19 protein-coding genes are annotated in these 20652 nt (G+C 53.5%); 10 read left to right on the forward strand and 9 right to left on the reverse strand.

Annotated features, from left to right (window positions below; translation table 11 throughout):
- The first annotated feature begins 201 nt into the window (after positions 1 to 201).
- From HVZ37_RS12720 to cmoB, 5 genes are read left to right on the forward strand one after another with little or no spacing between them, the layout of a single operon-like run.
- The gene (locus tag HVZ37_RS12720; RefSeq protein WP_090049244.1) at positions 202 to 768 is read left to right on the forward strand and encodes a hydrolase; all 567 of its coding nucleotides are present in this window, start codon (positions 202 to 204) and stop codon (positions 766 to 768) included.
- Positions 765 to 1583, forward strand: a complete 819-nt coding sequence (locus tag HVZ37_RS12725; RefSeq protein WP_181627573.1) for a DUF72 domain-containing protein — start codon at positions 765 to 767, stop codon at positions 1581 to 1583. Before HVZ37_RS12720 ends, HVZ37_RS12725 begins: the two co-directional genes overlap by 4 nt.
- A gap of 51 nt (positions 1584 to 1634) precedes the next feature.
- Entirely contained in the window at positions 1635 to 2030 is a 396-nt protein-coding gene (locus HVZ37_RS12730) for an MAPEG family protein (protein ID WP_042318401.1), read from the forward strand.
- 40 nt (positions 2031 to 2070) lie between these two features.
- Positions 2071 to 2814, forward strand: a complete 744-nt coding sequence (cmoA, locus tag HVZ37_RS12735) for a carboxy-S-adenosyl-L-methionine synthase CmoA (protein WP_043000353.1) — start codon at positions 2071 to 2073, stop codon at positions 2812 to 2814.
- Positions 2811 to 3779 (forward strand): tRNA 5-methoxyuridine(34)/uridine 5-oxyacetic acid(34) synthase CmoB, encoded by a 969-nt coding sequence (gene cmoB / locus HVZ37_RS12740; RefSeq protein ID WP_044257625.1) that lies wholly within the window; start codon positions 2811 to 2813, stop codon positions 3777 to 3779. Before cmoA ends, cmoB begins: the two co-directional genes overlap by 4 nt.
- Positions 3780 to 3929: 150 nt before the next feature.
- On the opposite strand, the gene cutC is transcribed toward cmoB, so the two are convergent.
- Positions 3930 to 4676: a copper homeostasis protein CutC gene (gene cutC, locus HVZ37_RS12745; RefSeq protein WP_043000351.1), complete on the reverse strand. Its 747-nt coding sequence runs from the start codon at positions 4674 to 4676 to the stop codon at positions 3930 to 3932.
- A 2-nt stretch (positions 4677 to 4678) separates the two neighbouring features.
- On the reverse strand, positions 4679 to 5248 hold the full coding sequence (locus HVZ37_RS12750; protein ID WP_044257624.1) for a VOC family protein: 570 nt from the start codon (positions 5246 to 5248) through the stop codon (positions 4679 to 4681).
- Between the two features lie 238 nt (positions 5249 to 5486).
- Between HVZ37_RS12750 and argS the strand changes: the two genes are divergently transcribed.
- Positions 5487 to 7220 (forward strand): arginine--tRNA ligase, encoded by a 1734-nt coding sequence (argS, locus tag HVZ37_RS12755; protein WP_044257623.1) that lies wholly within the window; start codon positions 5487 to 5489, stop codon positions 7218 to 7220.
- Between the two features lie 47 nt (positions 7221 to 7267).
- Here argS and HVZ37_RS12760 read toward each other — a convergent pair whose 3' ends face one another.
- From HVZ37_RS12760 to flhB, 5 genes are all read right to left on the reverse strand, one after another.
- Positions 7268 to 8407, reverse strand: coding sequence for a glycoside hydrolase family 105 protein (locus HVZ37_RS12760; protein WP_099433108.1), 1140 nt, complete (start codon positions 8405 to 8407; stop codon positions 7268 to 7270).
- A 4-nt stretch (positions 8408 to 8411) separates the two neighbouring features.
- On the reverse strand, positions 8412 to 9995 hold the full coding sequence (locus HVZ37_RS12765; RefSeq protein WP_181627574.1) for an MFS transporter: 1584 nt from the start codon (positions 9993 to 9995) through the stop codon (positions 8412 to 8414).
- 262 nt (positions 9996 to 10257) lie between these two features.
- Positions 10258 to 10650 (reverse strand): flagellar protein FlhE, encoded by a 393-nt coding sequence (gene flhe / locus HVZ37_RS12770; RefSeq protein ID WP_043000346.1) that lies wholly within the window; start codon positions 10648 to 10650, stop codon positions 10258 to 10260.
- Entirely contained in the window at positions 10650 to 12728 is a 2079-nt protein-coding gene (gene flhA, locus HVZ37_RS12775) for a flagellar biosynthesis protein FlhA (protein WP_043000345.1), read from the reverse strand. Before flhA ends, flhe begins: the two co-directional genes overlap by 1 nt.
- Entirely contained in the window at positions 12721 to 13875 is a 1155-nt protein-coding gene (gene flhB / locus HVZ37_RS12780) for a flagellar biosynthesis protein FlhB (protein WP_130097192.1), read from the reverse strand. The genes flhA and flhB overlap by 8 nt, the downstream gene beginning before the upstream one ends.
- Positions 13876 to 14390: 515 nt before the next feature.
- Between flhB and HVZ37_RS12785 the strand changes: the two genes are divergently transcribed.
- From HVZ37_RS12785 to HVZ37_RS12800, 4 genes are all read left to right on the forward strand, one after another.
- Entirely contained in the window at positions 14391 to 14945 is a 555-nt protein-coding gene (locus tag HVZ37_RS12785) for a fimbrial protein (protein WP_044264788.1), read from the forward strand.
- A 72-nt stretch (positions 14946 to 15017) separates the two neighbouring features.
- Entirely contained in the window at positions 15018 to 15713 is a 696-nt protein-coding gene (locus tag HVZ37_RS12790) for a molecular chaperone (protein WP_052517379.1), read from the forward strand.
- 80 nt (positions 15714 to 15793) lie between these two features.
- Entirely contained in the window at positions 15794 to 18253 is a 2460-nt protein-coding gene (locus HVZ37_RS12795) for a fimbria/pilus outer membrane usher protein (RefSeq protein WP_249418363.1), read from the forward strand.
- On the forward strand, positions 18254 to 19402 hold the full coding sequence (locus HVZ37_RS12800) for a fimbrial protein (RefSeq protein ID WP_054176300.1): 1149 nt from the start codon (positions 18254 to 18256) through the stop codon (positions 19400 to 19402). It abuts the gene before it with no gap.
- A gap of 198 nt (positions 19403 to 19600) precedes the next feature.
- Here the strand turns inward: HVZ37_RS12800 and cheZ are convergent, their stop codons facing one another.
- Together cheZ and cheY are read right to left on the reverse strand one after the other, a co-directional pair.
- On the reverse strand, positions 19601 to 20245 hold the full coding sequence (gene cheZ / locus HVZ37_RS12805) for a protein phosphatase CheZ (RefSeq protein WP_043000339.1): 645 nt from the start codon (positions 20243 to 20245) through the stop codon (positions 19601 to 19603).
- 10 nt (positions 20246 to 20255) lie between these two features.
- On the reverse strand, positions 20256 to 20645 hold the full coding sequence (cheY, locus tag HVZ37_RS12810) for a chemotaxis response regulator CheY (protein WP_043000338.1): 390 nt from the start codon (positions 20643 to 20645) through the stop codon (positions 20256 to 20258).
- Positions 20646 to 20652 lie beyond the last annotated feature (7 nt).

Here is a 20652-nt window from a genome sequence, read left to right on the forward strand (position 1 = left end):
TTAACTGTATGTCACAACTGAATGAAAAAAGGCGGCTATTATACTGGAAATTCCGCCGCACGATAAGCCCGGTACTGACTGTACGCCTGTTTCCTGGACGGGCATTGCGTATTCTCACAAAAAATAACAAAAATTGTCGCTCGTTACACACCCAATCGCGATTAAGGTGTAACGGAATTTCGATTCTTGACGGGAGTTATCATGTTACAACTGAACGCAAAAACGACCGCCCTGGTCATTATCGACCTGCAGGAAGGGATCCTGCCCTTCGCCGGCGGCCCTCATTCTGCCAATGACGTGGTGGCGCGCGCTGCCCGACTGGCACAGACGTTTCGTGCTAACGGCTCCCCGGTGGTAATGGTCCGCGTGGGCTGGTCTGATGATTACGCCGAAGCGCTCAAACAACCCGTAGATGCACAGGCACCGGCCCATGCGCTGCCGGAAAACTGGTGGACCTATCCGCCTGCGCTGGGCAAAGACGACAGCGATCTGGAAGTGACCAAGCGCCAGTGGGGTGCATTCTATGGCACGGATCTCGAGCTTCAGTTACGCCGCCGCGGTATCGACACCATCGTACTGTGCGGGATTTCGACCAATATCGGCGTCGAGTCCACCGCGCGTAACGCCTGGGAGCTGGGTTTTAGCCTGGTGATTGCCGAAGATGCCTGTAGCGCCGCCAGCGCCGACCAGCATCAGAACAGCCTGACGCACATCTTCCCTCGTATTGCGCGGGTGCGCAGCACAGAAGAGATCGTCAACGCCTTATGATCTACATTGGTCTGCCGCAATGGTCGCACCCAAAATGGGTGCGTCTTGGCATCACCGGTCTTGAAGAGTATGCCCGCCACTTTAACTGTGTGGAAGGCAACACCACGCTGTATGCGCTGCCAAAAGCGGAGATTGTGGCACGCTGGCACGCACAAACGACGGATGCATTTCGTTTCTGTTTTAAATTCCCTGCGACCATTTCCCATCAGGCGGCCCTGCGCAATTGCGATGATCTGCAGCACGAATTCCTGACCCGAATGTCGCCGCTGGAAAGCCGCATCGGTCAGTACTGGCTGCAATTGCCCGCCACCTTTGGCCCCCGCGATCTCCCGGCGCTCTGGCATTTTCTCGATGCCCTGCCACGGACGTTTACCTACGGCGTCGAAGTCCGTCATCCTGAATTTTTCGCTAAAGGTGACGCTGAACAGCAGCTTAATAGCGGATTGCATCAGCGCGGAGTGAATCGGGTTATCCTCGACAGTCGTCCGGTACACGCGGCCCATGCGCATAATGAAGCCATCCGCGACGCCCAGCGCAAGAAGCCGAAACTGCCGGTACATGCAGTAGTGACCGCGAACCATCCGCTGGTGCGCTTTATCGGCAGCGATGATATGCGACAAAACCGGGCGTTCTTTGCCGACTGGCTAAAAAAATTACCGCTCTGGGAACAGGCCACCACACCGTATCTCTTTTTGCATACCCCGGATATCGCGCAGGCTCCGGAACTGGTCGATACCCTGTGGCAGGACTTGCGAGATGTTTTACCGGATATCGGAACTGCTCCGTCCATTCCACAGCAATCTTCTCTTTTCTGAAATTGCCACCTATCATAGACAGTGCCATCAGCCATTTTAAAGGGAGTTTGTATGGTAAGCGCGCTGTATGCCGTTTTGGGTGCGTTGTTGTTGATGAAGTTTTCTTTTGACGTTGTCCGCCTGCGGATGCAATACCGCGTTGCCTATGGTGACGGCGGCTTCAGTGAACTCCAGACAGCCATCCGCATTCATGGTAATGCGGTGGAATATATTCCCGTCGCGTTAGTGCTGCTGCTGTTTATGGAAATGAACGGCGCAGAAACCTGGATGGTGCATATTTGCGGCATTATTCTGCTCGTGGGTCGGCTGATGCATTATTACGGTTTCCATCACCGTCTGTTCCGCTGGCGTCGCTCCGGCATGAGCGCCACCTGGTGTGCATTGTTACTGATGGTGCTGGCGAACCTTTGGTATATGCCGTGGGAGTTGGTTTTCTCCCTGCATTAGCGCACAATACGCCACTTTATTTTTCCCGGATTTTTACGTTATGTCTCACCGCGACACGCTTTTTTCTGCGCCCATCGCCAGCCTGGGCGACTGGACCTTCGATGAACGGGTAGCCGAAGTCTTCCCGGATATGATCCAGCGTTCTGTTCCCGGCTATTCCAATATTATTTCGATGATTGGCATGCTTGCCGAGCGCTTTGTGCAGCCGGATACGCAGGTCTACGATCTGGGTTGTTCGCTGGGTGCGGCGACGCTCTCGGTGCGTCGCAATATCCATCATGAAAACTGCAAAATTATCGCCGTTGATAACTCCCCGGCGATGATCGAACGCTGCCGCCGTCATATCGATGCTTACAAGGCACCCACGCCAGTTGAGGTTGTGGAAGGCGACATCCGCGCCATCACCATTGAGAACGCCTCAATGGTGGTACTGAATTTTACCCTGCAATTCCTTGAGCCGCCGGAGCGCCAGGCGTTGTTGGATAAGATTTATCAGGGGCTGAATCCGGGCGGCGCGCTGGTGCTGTCGGAAAAATTCAGCTTCGAAGATGCGAAAGTGGGCGAACTGCTGTTCAACATGCACCACGACTTCAAGCGAGCCAACGGCTACAGCGAACTGGAAATCAGCCAGAAGCGCAGCATGCTGGAAAACGTGATGCTGACCGATTCAGTTGAAACCCATAAAGCCCGCCTGCGTCAGGCCGGTTTTGAGCACAGCGAACTGTGGTTCCAGTGCTTTAACTTTGGCTCACTGGTGGCATTGAAAGCTGAGGCAAGCGCATGATCGACTTTGGTAACTTCTATCAGCTGATTGCCAAAAATCATCTTGCCCACTGGCTGGAAACGCTGCCCGCGCAGATTGCCGCCTGGCAGCGCGATCAGCACGGTCTGTTTAAGCAGTGGTCAAACGCGGTGGAATTTCTGCCGGAACTGACGCCGTACCGTCTGGATTTATTACACAGCGTGACGGCGGAAAGTGAAGCGCCGCTGAGCCCGGGGCAGATCAAGCGTATCGACACCCTGATGCGAAATCTGATGCCATGGCGTAAAGGGCCATACTCGCTGTATGGCGTGAACATTGATACTGAATGGCGTTCTGACTGGAAATGGGATCGCGTACTGCCGCATCTGTCGGATCTGACCGGTCGCACGATTCTGGATGTGGGTTGCGGCAGCGGCTACCATATGTGGCGCATGATTGGCGCGGGTGCGCATCTGGCTGTTGGTATTGACCCGACGCAACTGTTCCTGTGCCAGTTTGAAGCGGTGCGAAAGCTGCTGGGAAACGATCAGCGTGCGCATCTGCTGCCGCTGGGTATAGAACAACTTCCGGCGCTGAATGCGTTTGATACCGTCTTTTCGATGGGCGTGCTTTACCATCGCCGCTCCCCGCTGGAGCATCTCTGGCAGTTGAAAGATCAACTGCTGAAAGACGGCGAACTGGTGCTGGAAACGCTGGTGGTGGAAGGCGATGAAAATACTGTGCTGGTGCCGGGCGATCGCTACGCGCAGATGCGCAACGTCTATTTCATCCCTTCCGCGCTGGCGCTGAAAAACTGGCTGGAAAAATGTGGCTTCGTTGATGTTCGCATCGCGGATGTCTGCGTGACGACGACCGAAGAGCAGCGCCGTACCGAATGGATGGTCACCGAATCGCTGGCCGATTTCCTCGATCCGAACGATCACAGCAAAACGGTCGAAGGCTACCCCGCCCCATTACGTGCCGTATTAATTGCGCGTAAGCCGTGATGTCATGGGTCGTAAGCCGGATAAGCGAAGCGCCTCCGGCCTATGGTTTCATTCATCAGCGAAATTTAGCGTAAAAAAAGGCCCCTGTTGAATGGGCAGGGGCCTGGTACGAGCAAGCATCATATTGGGCGACATGATGCAACGGTAAAATCATTTGGCCTGATGGCGAACAATGATTCCTTTCATTTCAGCAACCGACTTGCCGTCTACCGCATAGCGGGAATATTCATCCGCTTGCTTATCTGTCGACATTGACAGACCCTGATTGCGATAGCGCATAGGTGAAACCAGCAAGGTTCCGGCGGAGCTGTGTACTTCCCGTACTCCGGCATCCAGGAAACGCGGCAGATTTTCTGCGCGAACCCCCGCTCCGGCCATAATGATTGGAGCACCGGGGTGAGCAATAAGTTCAATAATATTTGCTAAACCTTGCACTGCATCGGATTTCTGCCCCGACGTCAGCACTCTGGCGACACCCAGTTCCGCAAGATTATGTAGTGCATTTAACGGATTAGCACACATATCGAACGCGCGGTGAAAGGTCACAGCCAGAGGACCTGCCGCGTCCATAATCTGCCGCATACGTGGCATGTCGACATGACCGTCAGGATCAAGAATGCCTGTCACCAGTCCGGGAAACCCCAGTTCACGCACGGTCCGTACATCGTCCAGCATCGCCGCGAACTCACCGTCGGTATAACAAAAATCTCCACCGCGCGGCCGAATGATCGGATGTACCGGAATCGTCACCGCCTGACGAACCGAGCGCAGCACGCCCAGTGATGGCGTTAAGCCCCCTTCTTTTGGCGCGGCGCACAGTTCAATGCGGTCCGCACCGTTTTGCTGCGCCGTAAGCGCGCACTCCATGCTGTAACAACAGATTTCCAGCAATGTCATATTCACTCCTGTTGCTGTTCGCTAGCGACGATTGCCTCAATCGACCACGGGTGGAATTTGACGGTGACCTTCCCGTCAGTGACCGCCAGCGTCGGGTTCGGCAGACGTTCGTGTTCCCCTTTCGGTGAACTGGTTTTCACAAAAATGCCCGGCTGGCTCAGTCCGTCATCCGAAAGCAGCGCTAATGCGCGGGCATTCAGGGTTTCAGGAGCGCCAGGCAGGACAATCTCAATGTGTTCCCATCCTTCATGAGGATACCGCTTTTCCCCGGGCCACGGCAGTTCCACAATGCTCAAGCGCCAGTGCGCGACGCACACCGGCTCATGCAGTTTGAACAGACAAATTGGTCGCCCGTTGATGGTATTTTCCGACAGCAGCTCGCCGCATTGTTCAAATCCTCGACGCCAGCGTTCAGCAGTGGCGTTCTGATGACAACGCAGAGAAATGTGATCGGCCTCAAGCGGTGCAACATCCAGACCGAGGCGAGTGGAAAGTTCTGTGAACGCCTGAGTGAATCGCGGTAAATCTGCGGAAATATCATGCAGTTCGTCAATGGTCTGCCAGTTCGCCATAATAAGAGCTCTTATCGGTGTTCAAAGCCGCTAATTTACTCCGTTGACCTCTCGCAACCAACCGTAGATTGCAGGATTTGCGGTATGCATGCTTATGCACTCCTTTAACGCTTATTTTCTGTACGCGCTTACGGCTGCGCAGTGCTGACGCAGGGGGGCATTTGCAGTATACTCCCGCCCTTAATTCTTAAACTGGTGCGGTAAACATCAACCCGCTTCATCAACGTAAGGTATTCCGGTGAATATTCAGGCTCTTCTCTCAGAAAAAGTCAGTCAGGCCATGATTGCTGCAGGCGCGCCTGCAGATTGCGAACCGCAGGTTCGTCAGTCAGCAAAAGTACAGTTCGGCGACTATCAGGCCAATGGCATGATGGCAGTTGCTAAAAAACTGGGTATGGCTCCACGACAACTGGCTGAGCAGGTGCTGACTCATCTGGATCTGAACGGTATCGCCAGCAAAGTTGAAATCGCGGGCCCTGGCTTTATCAATATCTTCCTCGACCCGGCATTCCTGGCGGAACATGTGGAACAGGCGTTGACCTCCGATCGTCTCGGCGTGACTAAACCGGCGAAGCAGACGGTGGTTGTCGATTACTCCGCGCCAAACGTGGCGAAAGAGATGCACGTCGGCCACCTGCGCTCCACCATTATCGGTGACGCCGCCGTGCGTACCCTTGAGTTCCTCGGCCACCACGTTATTCGCGCCAACCACGTCGGCGACTGGGGCACTCAGTTCGGCATGCTGATCGCGTATCTGGAAAAACAGCAGCAGGAAAACGCCGGTGAAATGGCGCTGGCGGATCTCGAAGGTTTCTATCGTGAAGCCAAAAAACATTACGACGAAGATGAAGCCTTCGCCGAGCGCGCCCGTAGCTACGTGGTAAAACTGCAGGGTGGCGACGAATACTTCCTGCAGATGTGGCGCAAACTGGTCGACATCACCATGTCCCAGAATCAGATCACCTATGACCGTTTGAATGTAACCCTGACCCGCGACGATGTGATGGGCGAAAGCCTGTACAACCCGATGCTGCCGGGGATCGTGGCCGATCTGAAAGCCAAGGGTCTGGCCGTCGAAAGCGAAGGCGCCACCGTCGTATTCCTTGATGAGTATAAAAACAAGGAAGGCGAACCGATGGGGGTCATCATTCAGAAGAAAGATGGCGGCTATTTGTACACTACCACCGATATTGCCTGCGCCAAGTACCGTTATGAAACATTGCATGCCGATCGCGTGCTCTATTACATCGACTCCCGTCAGCACCAGCACCTGATGCAAGCGTGGACCATCGTGCGTAAAGCCGGTTACGTGCCTGACGCCGTGCCGCTGGAACATCACATGTTCGGCATGATGCTGGGCAAAGACGGTAAGCCGTTCAAAACGCGCGCAGGCGGTACGGTGAAACTGGCAGACCTGCTGGACGAAGCGCTGGAACGCGCCCGTCGTCTGGTGAGCGAGAAGAACCCGGACATGCCGGCAGACGAACTGGAAAAACTGGCCAACGCCGTCGGGATTGGCGCGGTGAAATACGCCGATTTGTCCAAAAACCGCACCACCGACTACATATTCGACTGGGATAACATGCTGGCCTTCGAAGGCAATACCGCGCCTTACATGCAGTATGCCTACACTCGTGTGCTGTCGGTATTCCGTAAATCCGGTCTGGATGAAAATGATCTGGCGAACGCGAAGGTACAGCTCAGCGAAGATCGCGAAGCGCAGCTGGCTGCCCGTCTGCTGCAGTTTGAAGAAACGCTAACCGTTGTTGCGCGTGAAGGGACGCCGCACGTAATGTGTGCCTACCTGTATGACGTCGCCGGTCTGTTCTCAGGCTTCTACGAACACTGCCCAATCCTGAGCGCAGAAAACGAAGAAGTTCGTAACAGCCGCCTGAAACTGGCGCTGCTGACGGCGAAAACGTTGAAGCTCGGTCTGGATACTCTGGGTATCGAAACCGTAGAACGCATGTAAGCGATAAACAGAACCCGGCAAATGCCGGGTTCTGTTTTTTCAGGCTATCAGAAATACTTCCGCAAATACTCCGTCAGACACAGCATCGCCATCGCCTGGCCATAGGGCATGGAAGTCCGCGGAATCGCCCGGTAGAAGTCGAGATCGTGGCCCATGCCCGTACCGAAAGACGTTTGCAGCAACTCCCCTTGCGGTGAAATGTTCCGCACAATTCCACGAATCGCTTTTTCCGCCACCTCGGCATAGTCCGCACTGACATAACGCTTGCGCACCGCTTTTAAAATTCCGTAGGCAAATCCTGCGGTAGCGGAGGCTTCCAGGTAGGAGTGCGGATCGTCAAGCAGCGTGTGCCACAACCCGCTTTCATCCTGACAGTTCGCCAGCGCAGCAATCTGCGCATTCAGCACCTGTACCAGATAGCGGCGCACGGCGTTATTTTCTGGCAGGTCCACCAGTTCGAGGAAGTCCGGGATCACAATGGTCAGCCAGCTATTGCCGCGTGCCCAACGGGCACTGGCAAAGTTATGATGCCCGTCGTAATTCCAGCCGTGGAACCACAGACCAGTCTCCCGGTCCATCAGATTCTGTACGTGCAGCAAAAACTGATAGGTCGCCTCTTCCACATATTCAGGACGCTTAAGCAACTTACCGATTTTCGCCAGTGGCAGCACCGTCATCATCAGGGTGTCATCCCACATTTGCTGATGGTTCTCTTCCGCCAGCGTGATGTGCTGCATACCGCCGTGATCGGTGCGCGGCATCTCATACATCGCCCATTCCGCCCACGCGTCAAGCCACGGCAGATAAGCGGGATTACGCGTCTCCTCGTAGCGATACGCCAGAGTCAAAAATGGTGCCATCGTGTTGACGTTTTTGGTGGTGGTCCCTTCAGCAAAACGGTCAGCAAACCAGTTGTCGATGATGTCGCGTATCGTTTCGTCGCCGGTCTGCTGGTAGTACTGATACATCCCGTACAGCCCAACGCCGTGCGTCCATTCCCATCCTGCCCAGCCTTTGGTGTCTATCACACGTCCGTCGTCAAGGCGCAGCAGAAATTGACCCGTCTCGTCCTTAATGTTCACCAGATTGGTCGTCACCGTCTGAATTAACGCTTTCAGCGCTTCCCGTGAGATAAACCGTTCCGGCTGACGCAGTAACGAGCTATGTTTGACAGGCCAAACCTTCATATCTTTACCCTCTGTGATAAGTCGAATTCCATATCGCAGCCTGCTTCAGTGAAGGAGCCGCGGGTTTATTACGATTCAGGTAACCAATATTGTTGTTACCCCAAAGTGATTCATACGGCAGCCCGGCAAGCATCTCGACGGTGGCGCGTGCCTGTGGGGTAATACTTTCCGGCATTGTGCGACCGGATTCGCGCATTTTCACCGTCTCTTCACGCAGCGTGCTGTGGGTCTGCAAATTCAGTTTAAAGCGCAGGGAGACCAGGAAGCCGCAGGCCAGCGCCAGCAGCGTACCGCAACTGAGAATCAACAGAATGGTATGGCTGACCGCTTCAGGCTGCGTGCTCTGCCCTGAAACAAAGCCCGACATTTGCATGACAATCCCAACCAGCATCACCGCCCCTGCCTGCGACGCTTTACGCGTCAGGGTCATGATCCCGGCGAAGATCCCTTCGCGGCGCTGACCGGTAATGACTTCATCGACATCCGCAATGTAGGTGTAGGTGTTCCACGGAACGTAGTTGATACCGCCGCGGCCCAGCCCCGCCACCGCAGAAACCAGCAGCAACAGAGAGTAGATGTCGCTCAATCCCGCGTAGTAAAGCACCGCGTAAGAGAGCGAGCTCAGACCGAACAACACCACGACCATTCGATAGGACGGCGCGGGCCCAAAACGGATGCACAACGGGATCATGGCAATAACCGCAATGAACTGGAAAATCGCCATCGTACCGAGCAAATTCGACGCCATTGACGCTTCCTGCATCAGGACAAACACCACATAGTAGGTAAAGACGGCGTTGAACACGTCCTGCGCGATGTAACCGCCGAGATACATCCCCAGATGTTGACGGAAAATCTTAATCCGCAGTGTGGAACTCAACTCTACGAACAGGCGGTTCATGCTCTGGCTGAACGTCAGGCTCTTTTTCTCTTCTTCCGCCCGCAGCGCCGCTTCCGTCCACTCTTCACGCGGGCGTTCCCAGGTAAAGAACCAGACAAAAGTCAGCATCAGTGCGCACAGCACTGAGAACACCAGGCTTGCATAAAAGAAGGAGATGGGGTTGTCCTTGCCGAAGGCGGTTAACAAAATGCCGGGCAGGAAAGAGGCCAGAATGGCGGACATTTGCGCCATTCCGATACGCGCACCGGAAAACTTGGTTTTCTGTTTGAAATCATCGGTCATCTCCGGCACCAGCGTTTCGTAAGGCACCAGAATCATGGTATAGACGATATCAAACAGCAGATAGGTCAGCAGGTAATACCAGAATCCCATGTCCCCTACCCACATCAGTGAATAGCTGAATACACATGGGATCCCCAGCAAGATAAAGAACTTACGCCGACCAAAGCGTTTACCGAGCCAGGTGGAACCGAAGTTATCGGTCAAAAAGCCCATCAGCGGACTGACGACAGCATCAAGCACCCTTGCAGCCGCAAAGATGAAGGTCGCTTCGATAGGAGAAAGCCCGCAGAACGTCGTATAGAAATAGAGCAGCCAGGCTGCCGTGAGCGCCGTGGTGCCTGCTCCCAGAAAATCGCCTGAACCATAGGCGAAATAATTCACCAATCCAATTTTACGTGTTTTCATTGCCGTTAACCCTGCAAATGGTTGGGGGACTCCCGGCCGTTTGGCTGCGCCAAAGGAGTTCTTACACGGCTACAGTAAGAGCTTACAAAGTGGGATACCTTTTCGTTTTTGCCACCGGTGAGAGTGAAATGGCAAAAACGCAAAGAGACCGGCAACGCGCGTCACCGATTTATAAAACAGCGTTTCTTTTCAATCAAAAGGCAAGGTCAAAAATGCGAGTCAGGCAGCAGTTTAGCGTACTGCCTGATGAGGAGAATAACCGTTAACGATAGTTCACAATCACCTGATTGCTCTGAACTTTTAATGCGGGAATTAAGCGACCACCGCCGGGGACTTCCCAGATGAAACGCAGGGGTTCAACGGCAGGCACGTTGTTAAATGCCTGCGTGGTGCCGCTCTGCCCTTCTATCTCTACACAGCGTGATTGTGAACATAAGCGCACGCGTAAACCGGCAGGCGTCGGGCCATTCAGTTCATATCGCCAGGCGACCAGCGTCATCAGACCGGAGACGGGCTGGCTGGATGAAAGCGGCGACGACGAGGCCGCCACGCCGCGATGATTCAGGGTTATGCCGATACTACTGGCCTGCCACGCCCCTTCCCCGGCAGCCTGTACCACCAGCGGGAAAAGTAACAGCCAAAGCAGTTTGCGCATTATTTACCTCCAATGGTTGCCGTCATGCGGATGTTACGGTTATCGGACAGCTCCATGTTCGACAGCACCACCAGTTGCGGCAGGCTGCGGCGCAGGAAGCGCGACAGCAGAGGACGCAACGCATGGTTAACCAGCAGCACCGGCGGCGCACCCAGCATTTCCTGGCGGGACAGCGCCTCCTGAGTTTGCGCCAATAGTCGATCGGCGAGGCCCGGCTCCAGTCCCCCACCGCCCTGGAGTGCCTGCAATAGCAGACGTTCGAGCGCGGTGTCGAGACCAATCACGTTAACTTCATGATTACCCGGGAACCACTGCTGGGTGATCGCGCGCCCCAGCGCCACGCGAACCACCGCCGTGAGTTCATGCGGATCGCTCTGCAATGGCGCATGTTCCGCCAGCGTTTCCAGAATGGTGCGCATATCGCGAATCGGCACTTTTTCATCCAGCAGATTCTGCAACACTTTATGCAGCGTGGTCAGGGTCACCACACCCGGCACTAAATCTTCGGTCAGCTTCGGCATCTCCTGCGACACGCGATCCAGCAACTGCTGCGCCTCCTGGCGACCGAACAGTTCAGCCGCATACTGACCAATCAGATGGTTCAGATGGGTTGCGACGACGGTACTGGCCTCCACCACGGTAAAGCCCTGAATCTGCGCCTGCTCTTTTAAGGCACTTTCAATCCAGATAGCGTCCAGACCAAAGGCCGGATCCACTGTCTGTTCGCCGGGTAATGTCCCAGCCGCCGTGCCTGGGTTTATCGCCAGCCAGCGTCCCGGATAGGCGTCGCCGCTGCCAATCTCCACCCCTTTCATCAGGATGCGGTAATGCGCAGGTTGCAGATCCATGTTGTCGCGGATGTGCACCACCGGCGGCAGAAAGCCCATGTCCTGGGCAAACTTTTTACGGATACTGCGGATACGCCCCAGCAGTTCACCGTCCTGCTGAAAATCGACCATCGGGATCAGGCGATAGCCCACTTCCATGCCGAGTGAGTCTTCCAGTTGCACATCGTTCCAGGTGGCTTCCACCACTGAGTTGTTTTCCGCAACTTTAGTCGGTTGTGGCTCGACAGGCGCCTTCTGCTCACGTCCCCGGATCCACCAGGCCAGTCCCAGCAGCGCGGCGGTAAACATCAGGAACACCAGGTTTGGCATGCCCGGCACCAGGCCCAGCAGACCCAGAACCGCGGCGCTCAGCAACATCACGCTCGGATTACTGAACAGTTGCCCGACCATCTGCTCGCCGACGTCCTGATCGGTACTGACGCGGGTGACGATGACGCCCGCCGCGGTTGAAATCACCAGCGCGGGGATCTGCGCCACCAGACCATCACCGATGGTCAACAGGGTATAGCTTTCCGCAGCATGCCCCATGCTCATCCCATGTTGCAGCACCCCCACCAGCAGACCGCCCACAACGTTAATCACCATAATCAGAATACCGGCGATGGCGTCGCCACGAACGAACTTACTCGCACCGTCCATTGAGCCATAGAAGTCGGCTTCCTGAGTCACTTCAGAACGACGCTTTTTCGCCTCATCTTCACCGATAAGGCCGGCATTAAGGTCGGCGTCAATCGCCATCTGTTTACCCGGCATCCCGTCAAGAACGAAGCGCGCACCCACTTCAGCGATACGCCCGGCACCTTTGGTGATAACCATAAAGTTGATGATGACGAGAATAACAAACACCACGATGCCGATAGCAAAGTTACCGCCGACCAGGAAGTGACCAAACGCTTCAACGACCTTGCCCGCCGCCGCCGCGCCAGTGTGCCCTTCCATCAAAATAATACGAGTGGAAGCCACGTTCAGCGCCAGACGCAGCAGCGTAGTGAACAGCAGAATGGTCGGAAACGCGGCAAACTCCAACGTGCGCTGGGTGAACATCGCCACCAGCAGCACCATAATCGACAGTGCGATGTTAAAGGTAAACAGCAGGTCAAGGATGAACGCCGGCAACGGCAGGACCATCATCGACAGGATCAGCAGAATGAGGATTGGCCCGGCAAGGATCTGCCACTGCGTGGTTTTCATGTTGTTGGGCAGGCGCAGCATCGCAACCAGATTAGCCATCGGTAGTCTTCTCGTTCATAAAATCCAGGGCTTCAGGCACTGGAAGATTTGCAGGTTGTGGTGGACGTTCCCCACCGGCGAGCCGCCAGCGTTTAAGCTGCCACACCCAGGCCAGCACTTCCGCGACGGCGGCGTACAGTTGTCCGGGGATCTGCTGACCAATCTCAGCATGGCGATAAAGCGCACGCGCCAGCGGCGGCGCTTCAAGGGTGGGAATTTTGTTCTCGGCACCGATCTCGCGAATGCGCAGGGCCACAAGTCCGGCCCCTTTCGCCACGACTTTCGGCGCGCTCATCTTATTTTCGTCGTATTGCAGCGCCACCGAATAGTGAGTCGGGTTGGTGACGATGACATCGGCATTAGGGACATCACTCATCATGCGTCGACTCGCCGCCTGGCGCTGCATCTGCCGGATACGCCCCTTCACATGAGGGTCGCCTTCATTCTGTTTAAATTCGTCACGGATATCCTGGCGTGACATGCGTAATTTTTTCAAATGGCTCATGATCTGGAAAATCACGTCGAATCCGACCATCGGGATCACCCCCAGCACCACCAGCAGCGCACACAGCCCAACGAGATCCAGCGCATTGCCCATCGCCGCGCGCGGTGACTCCGCCATCAGGCGCATCATCTCCGGCCAGTTATGCCACAGGTAGAGTGCCGTCACGCTGCCCACCAGCGTGGACTTCAGAATCGCCTTCAGCAGTTCCGCCCCGGTCTGCGCGGAAAACATGCGTTTGATGCCGGGCAACGGATTGAGCTTGGAAAATTTGGGTTGCAGCGATTTACCGCTAAAAACAAGACCGCCGAGCAGGACCGGCGAGATCAGCGCCACCAGCACCACGCCTGTAATCAGCGGCAGCAGCGCGATCATCGCTTCTTTAATCAGCAGAATAATTTGCCCGAGGATCAGATTAGGATCATTGACCATGCTGTGGTCAAAACGCAGTCCTGCCGACAACATGCCCGATAACCGTCTGGCCAACGACTCACCGCCAATCCAGATAATGCAGACGCCCACCAGCAAAATCAGCAGTGAGGTCAGTTCTCTGGAACGGGGGATCTGCCCCTCTTCCCGCGCTTTCTCAAGTCGGTGGGGTGTGGGGGCTTCTGTTTTGTCGTCGTTGTCGTTTTCGTCTGCCACGGCCCGCATCTGTGATGATTTACAATAGGGCTCATTGTGCCCTTCCCCGCGCGAAGCAATGCGGAGAACAAAGGGGTGATTCCCCGCTTTTTTGACTGTTACCCCTCTCAGCAGAGTATTTTCAGAATTTATTTAGTCTTAATCTGGAATCTATCTTTTGACGCTGAGGACAACATAATGATTGACAAACCCTCAAAGAGAAAAATAAAAACTCAAAAAGACACATGACACTAACAATACAAAACAAATAAAAAACACAGGTTAACACATTCATTTCTACAAATAAAAAATACATCAACACATTAAATTCAGTGTTTTTATTTTATAACCCCATCTTACTTAACCCACTTTATATATAGACATTATAAATATAAAAAACACATTTCATCGCGCAATCAAAAGGATTATTTTAAGTAACCTAAAACCATTAAACGATGGCAGAGTCAACAAACAAGCCCACTGTGTTGCTTAATAACAAAGTGACGGGATATGAACGTTAACATATGGAGATTGCGATGCGTTTAACACCACTATTAATAGCAGCTTCGCTATTATCACTCGCCTCTATGGGGAGTAGGGCAGATGAGAACAATGCAGGTACTATCCACTTCACCGGTGAAATTGTTGATCCAAGTTGTACTATAACGGGCGATAGCGGAAAAGACAGTACCGTATATCTTGGTTCTTTCGCGCCCAGCTTTTTTACCGGTAACGGTGGTAAATCCGACGATGCCGCATTTACCATTACGTTGGCTGGCTGCCCAGTGGCAACCACAGGATTAGATCGTATTCAGTTAACATTTAAAGGCATCACCATCGTCGGACACGATGACCTTCTGGCACTTACGGCCGGCGGTGCCACTGGCGTCGGCATCTCTGTTAGCACTGAAGCAGCACCAACAACAAACCTCAACCTGACCGGCGCGGATGGCCAGGTGTATATTCCACTGCAAGCAACATCAGCCGATATATCCCAAAATTTCGTCGCCCGCTATGAATCCTATGATGCGACGCCCATCACACCCGGAAATGCGTATGCAGATATGACAGTCAATATTTTGTATCGATAAGTCGCCTCTTTAATTATCAGATGATAGCCTGCCCCGTGGCAGGTTATCTTCGCTATGCGTTGAGAAAATAAAATGAAGGCACCGTTGTTACTTATTCTATTAACGACATCCAGTTCCCTCTTTTCCCTGGGAAGTAGTGCAGAAGGCATTCAACTGGGCCGTACACGCGTGGTATATGACGCCAATAAAAAAGAGGCAGCCCTCCCACTTATCAATACGGAAAAAGAATTGCCCTGGCTTGTTCAGTCATGGGTTATGAATGCAGATAATAAAACACGGGCACCTTTTATTATCACACCACCACTGTTTCGTTTAGACCCGAAGTCCGGACAAAGCCTGCGAGTCATGCGCAGTGAAATGATTACCACAACAGATAGAGAATCACTTTACTATCTGATTGTCAGAATGATTCCTGCCCGTGACCGTAAGGATGAACAGTCTAACGCTCTCCACCTTATCTACAGGACGCAAATTAAGTTGTTCTACCGTCCTTCGGGTCTGAGCGGGACGCCAGAAGAGGCGTGTCAAAACCTTCGGTATAGCCAATCAGGCAATCAACTACGAATCGAGAATAGTAGTGCGTTTTACAGCGTTTTTGATTCTGTACTGGTAGGAAACACACAGCTAAGGACAGCAGATATGGTTGCCCCTAAAAGCAGTGTCTCACTGACATTCGATGCCAAAACGGCAGCGCAGAGTGTTTCATGGCGCTGCATCAACGACTATGGCGGAACGACCGATAAATTTACCACGTCGTTGAAACCATGAATAACCGCGCTCAGCCACTAAGCCATTCCTCCAGCCGCGCTTTTGCCCCCTTATTGCACGGGCTGAGTGGTTTATTGTTCTTGAGTAGTTCTGTTCTCTATGCCCGCGATTTTTATTTTCAACCCAACTCCCTTGAAGGTGGCGAAAACACACCACAGACGACCAATCTGGCGATTTTCGACAACCCGAAGGCTCAGCTCGCAGGTAGCTATCCTTCACACATTCTGCTCAACGACAGAAAAATCCAGGAAAAAACGCTGGCTTATGTCAACGCCGAAGACGGAAGCCTGGTTCCCCTGCTTACCCCGAAAATGCTGCGCGAATGGGGAATCAAGGTGGACGACTACCCCATACTGGCATCCGAGCCTGCCGATAAGCCCCTGAAACACGATCTGGGAACTTATATTCCTGCTGCAAGTGCTGTTTTTGATTTTAAATTACAGAATCTGCATCTCAGCATCCCCCAGATTGCGGTTCAGAAAGTGAATGCGAACGCTGTCGATCCCTCACGCTGGGATGCGGGCGTTCCGGTGCTGTTTGCTGATTACGCGTTTAGCGGTCAGGATAATCTCGCACACACTCAGGGACAGCACAGTAATCAATATTTGAATCTTCGCAGCGGCGCGAATCTGGGGGAATGGCGTCTGCGCAACTATGGCACCTGGTCAAATGCCGCGGATAATCAGGGCTGGCAGAATATTGCCACGTGGATACAACACGATGTGCAAACGTTAAAAGCGCAGTTTATCGCCGGTCAGAGCAGCACGCGTGGAGAAGTCTTCGATAGCCTGCAGTTCAATGGTATTAACATCGCCTCTGATGACGAGATGCTGCCAAACAGCGAAAGAGGCTATGCACCGACGCTCCGCGGAACGGCCTATTCCAATGCCGTGGTGACCGTCAAACAAAATGGCTACACCATTTATCAACAAAACGTCGCCCCTGGAGCTTTCGAAATCAACGATCTGGCAGCCTCCACCAACAGTGGCGATCTGGAACTTAGCGTACAGGAAGCGGATGGCTCGGTGCGTACCACCATCCAGCCTTTTTCCAGCATTGCGCTAATGCAGCGCCCTTCTCGCCTGCGTTTTGAAGCCACTGCAGGCCGCTATCGGGCAGACAATGGCAGCAACGACAAAGAACCCGAATTTGCTCAGGGCAGTGTCATTTATGGAATCAATAATACATTCACGGCGATCGGCGGTTTAACTACCGCACAAGACTATAACGCTGTCAACGCGGGAATGGGCGTTAGCCTCGGCAACTGGGGGGCGATCTCCGCGGATGTCACAGCTGCACGAAGCGTTCTGGATTCAGGTAACATCAGCAGCGGGCAGTCATGGCGAGTCCTGTACACAGGGGATTTCAACCCAACCAATACGCACTTTTCCCTTTCAGGCTACCGATACTCAAGTGAAGGTTATTACAGTTTTGCGGAAGCCAATCAACACCAGACGAAAGATTCATCAGATGAAACGCGGGATCATAAACGTAATCGGCTGCAACTCAATATCAGCCAACCCGTGGGCGCCGGAAATATTTATATCAACGGCTATCAGCAAAATTATTGGAATAATAGCCGTCGTGATAGCTCCCTTTCTGCAGGTGCAAGTTACAGCCTGATGGGCATCAGCTACAACGTCTCTCTCACCTGGAACACGACCAGCAATAGCGAGGACGATCGTTCGCTTTATTTAGGGTTAACGATTCCCCTAAGCCACTGGCTACCTGATAGCTGGGCAACCTACAGCCTTAACAATAATCAGCACGGTGCAACCACGCAAAACGTAGGGCTGAACGGTTCGCTACTGGCCGATAACCGCCTGAGCTATTCGCTTCAGCAAAGCCACAGTAATCAGAATCCTCAGGACAGCAGCAGCGTATATGGCACCTGGTATGCCCAATACGGCAGGCTCAATGCCGGTTATTACACGGCGTCAGATGGCTCGCGCCAGCTCAGCTACGGTGCGAATGGCGCACTGGTCGCGCATCCTCGTGGCATTACGCTATCGCAACCCCTCGGTAGCCAGTTCGCGATAGTCGATGCCGACGGCGCAGCCGGAGTCAGTTTTCAGAATCAACGTGGGATCCATACTGATATGTTTGGCAATGCCATCATTCCTTCCATTTCGGCTTATCAAGAAAATCACATCAACATTGATACCACTACGCTGCCAGATGATGTCGACAGCAGTAATACCTCATCAACAGTGGTCCCTTCGCGAAACGCCGCCGTCGTGGCGCATTTCAGTGCTCGTCGGGGTTATCGCGCGCTGGTTACGCTGGTGCAATCATCAGGACAACCGCTGCCCTTTGGTACGATGGTGACCTCAGAAGATGGTCTGCTCAATGGCATTGCCGATGATCAGGGCGTGGTCTATCTCGCCGGACTCAGCGGTACCGTCACGCTCAAGGCAAAATGGGGAAATCAGGAGCGGCAAAGGTGTATCGCAACGATTACAACCAGTGAAGAGATTCCCCAGAATACGGATGCCGCCGACATCAAGCGCATGACGGCGGCTTGCAAGCAAGGAGGATAAATGAAGCAATTTCGATGGGCCTGGCTTTTCACCCCACATCGTCTGCACGTACTGATTTTGTTGAGCGGGCTACTTCCCGTATTGCAGGCATTCGGTGCAACCACCTATCTGAGTGGTTGCTTCCCCACCAAGGGCAGAGTCGATGTCCCGCTCAATTACGACCTAAGCGCGGAGGATAACTACGCCGGGAATAGAATCCAGCCAACAATAAGCTTTGTATTTCCCTCGGATCCGCATGCAGCGCAGTGCAGTTCGTGCCCTGGGGTGACAGGTACAACCACCGAGAAGATCTACAGTTACCGTACCACGCCACTACCTACCGGCCGAACGGCTAAATATGGCAAGCTCACTAACAACTTAGATATCCAGATATCAGCCTTCTCCGATACCGTCTCGGGAGGAGGTACCGCTTATCTCCTCGAAACCTATCCCAATCAGTCGCCCACAACCAGTCTGTTCGAAGGCGATAATAGCGAAGCGACGCAGTCACTTTGCGCAAACAGTCCTGTAGCCGGCAATCCTAAGCGTTTATTCAACTGGAACAAGATAAGTCTCTCGTTGTATATCGTTAACCCGATATTCGGCATAGAAACCATTCCGAATCAGCTACTGATGTCCACCAGCGTATGCATCTTTTACGGCTCGGGGTCGTGTAACTTCAGCAAAGCCAGTGTCGCGTCGGAAATGTACATCTCTGGCGCTATTAACGCACCGCTCAGTTGTACGATAAACGCAGGGAGTACGATCAATGTCGATTTTGAAACCCTGGCCAGTTCTAATTTTACTGCACCTGGAGCCGTTCCTTCAGGATTCACGCTGCGTGATGTAGATATCAAATTCCACTGCGACAGTACCGCTGTTAGTAATAGCGACAAAATAAAGCTGACCCTATCCGCCGATCAGGGCGTTAACGATACAGGCACAGGACTCATTGCTAAAATGATAGGACGAGACGACATTGGCGTAAGAATGTATGACAGCAATGATAATGGCATACCGCTGGATGGTAGTGCGGACTTCCCCATTGTGTTAGATGGCAACGGCGATGGTCATATCCAGATGACCGCCGCACCGGTTGCCACAACCAGTAATAAACCCGATGCTGGCCATTTTGAAGGCAACGTCACGGTAAAAATGGATATCCGTTAACTGCAAAGTGAACAATGGCCCCGACGGGCCATTCAGACTGCTGACAAAGAAGGAAAAAGCGTGTTTTCTCCTTCTTTGTAGTAAGCAGATGAAAATCAATGAATTGATTTTCCTTATTTTTTACTGGGCGATATCTGCTCGCCCAGTATCAACAGGAGATTTGTCATCACTCTCAATGGCCCTTGAGGGCCATTGTTCTCAAAAGCCTAAACTATCCAGCAGGTCGTCCACCTGGTCCTGGCTGGCGACAACGCCCGCTTTGGTCGCATCGACCTGCGGACCATTCAGCAGGCTTTCACTTTCGCGTTTGGGTCGAGAACTCTGCTCCGGAATATTTTCCAGTAGTACCATCAGCAGCTGACGTTCAATCTCCTGAATCACATCCATCATGCGTTTAATCACCTGACCGGTCAGATCCTGGAAGTCCTGCGCCATCATGATGTCAAGCAACTGTGCGTTGGTGAAACTGGTATGCCCGGGCACATCGCCGAGGTATTTTCGAGTGTCTGTCACCAGCTCGCGGGCGTCAGACAGCTCAATCGGGTTTTCAAACCACTCGTCCCAACGCTTGCTCAGCGCCTTCGCCCCTTTCTCCATCTCGTCCTGATGCGGCTGAGAAGCCTCAACGCTGTTCAGGGCGCGCTCAGCCGCCTGCGCGGTCATCTGTACTACATAGTCCAGACGGTCACGGGCATCAGGAATGGCTTCTGCCGCTTCGGCAATCGCCTGGTCCAGTCCCAGTTCGCGCAGACTGTCACGCAGCATACGGGTCAGGCTACCAATGCGGGCAATGATATCCCCGGCAGAATGTTCATCTACGGGTTTAATCTGTGGTTGCATCATGGTCAGCCCCTTACATGCCCAGTTTCTCAAAGATTTTATTGAGTTTTTCTTCCAGCGTCGCCGCCGTGAACGGTTTCACTACGTAGCCGCTGGCCCCGGCCTGCGCCGCGGCAATGATGTTCTCTTTCTTCGCTTCTGCCGTGACCATCAGCACCGGCAGTGAGGACATTCCGCTGTCCGCGCGAATGGTTTTCAGCAACTCGAGACCGTCGATGTTCGGCATGTTCCAGTCGGAAATGACAAAACCAAACCCACCTGCCTGCAGTTTATTCAACGCATCCGCGCCATCTTCGGCTTCTTCCACGTTGTTAAATCCCAACTCCTTAAGCAGGTTACGCACGATGCGACGCATGGTGGAAAAGTCATCCACAACCAAAAACTTAAGCTCTTTATCCGCCATAAAAAAT

This window comes from Citrobacter sp. RHB35-C17, assembly GCF_013816795.1.
GTDB classification, from domain to species: Bacteria; Pseudomonadota; Gammaproteobacteria; order Enterobacterales; family Enterobacteriaceae; genus Citrobacter_A; species Citrobacter_A amalonaticus.

Coding starts and splice junctions, on each gene's coding strand:
- HVZ37_RS12720 (WP_090049244.1), top strand. CDS start 202: ATGTTACAACTGAACGCAAAAACGACCGCCCTGGTCATTATCGACCTG.
- HVZ37_RS12725 (WP_181627573.1), top strand. CDS start 765: ATGATCTACATTGGTCTGCCGCAATGGTCGCACCCAAAATGGGTGCGT.
- HVZ37_RS12730 (WP_042318401.1), top strand. CDS start 1,635: ATGGTAAGCGCGCTGTATGCCGTTTTGGGTGCGTTGTTGTTGATGAAG.
- cmoA (WP_043000353.1), top strand. CDS start 2,071: ATGTCTCACCGCGACACGCTTTTTTCTGCGCCCATCGCCAGCCTGGGC.
- cmoB (WP_044257625.1), top strand. CDS start 2,811: ATGATCGACTTTGGTAACTTCTATCAGCTGATTGCCAAAAATCATCTT.
- cutC (WP_043000351.1), bottom strand. CDS start 4,676: ATGACATTGCTGGAAATCTGTTGTTACAGCATGGAGTGCGCGCTTACG.
- HVZ37_RS12750 (WP_044257624.1), bottom strand. CDS start 5,248: ATGGCGAACTGGCAGACCATTGACGAACTGCATGATATTTCCGCAGAT.
- HVZ37_RS12760 (WP_099433108.1), bottom strand. CDS start 8,407: ATGAAGGTTTGGCCTGTCAAACATAGCTCGTTACTGCGTCAGCCGGAA.
- HVZ37_RS12765 (WP_181627574.1), bottom strand. CDS start 9,995: ATGAAAACACGTAAAATTGGATTGGTGAATTATTTCGCCTATGGTTCA.
- flhe (WP_043000346.1), bottom strand. CDS start 10,650: ATGCGCAAACTGCTTTGGCTGTTACTTTTCCCGCTGGTGGTACAGGCT.
- flhA (WP_043000345.1), bottom strand. CDS start 12,728: ATGGCTAATCTGGTTGCGATGCTGCGCCTGCCCAACAACATGAAAACC.
- HVZ37_RS12785 (WP_044264788.1), top strand. CDS start 14,391: ATGCGTTTAACACCACTATTAATAGCAGCTTCGCTATTATCACTCGCC.
- HVZ37_RS12790 (WP_052517379.1), top strand. CDS start 15,018: ATGAAGGCACCGTTGTTACTTATTCTATTAACGACATCCAGTTCCCTC.
- HVZ37_RS12800 (WP_054176300.1), top strand. CDS start 18,254: ATGAAGCAATTTCGATGGGCCTGGCTTTTCACCCCACATCGTCTGCAC.
- cheZ (WP_043000339.1), bottom strand. CDS start 20,245: ATGATGCAACCACAGATTAAACCCGTAGATGAACATTCTGCCGGGGAT.
- cheY (WP_043000338.1), bottom strand. CDS start 20,645: ATGGCGGATAAAGAGCTTAAGTTTTTGGTTGTGGATGACTTTTCCACC.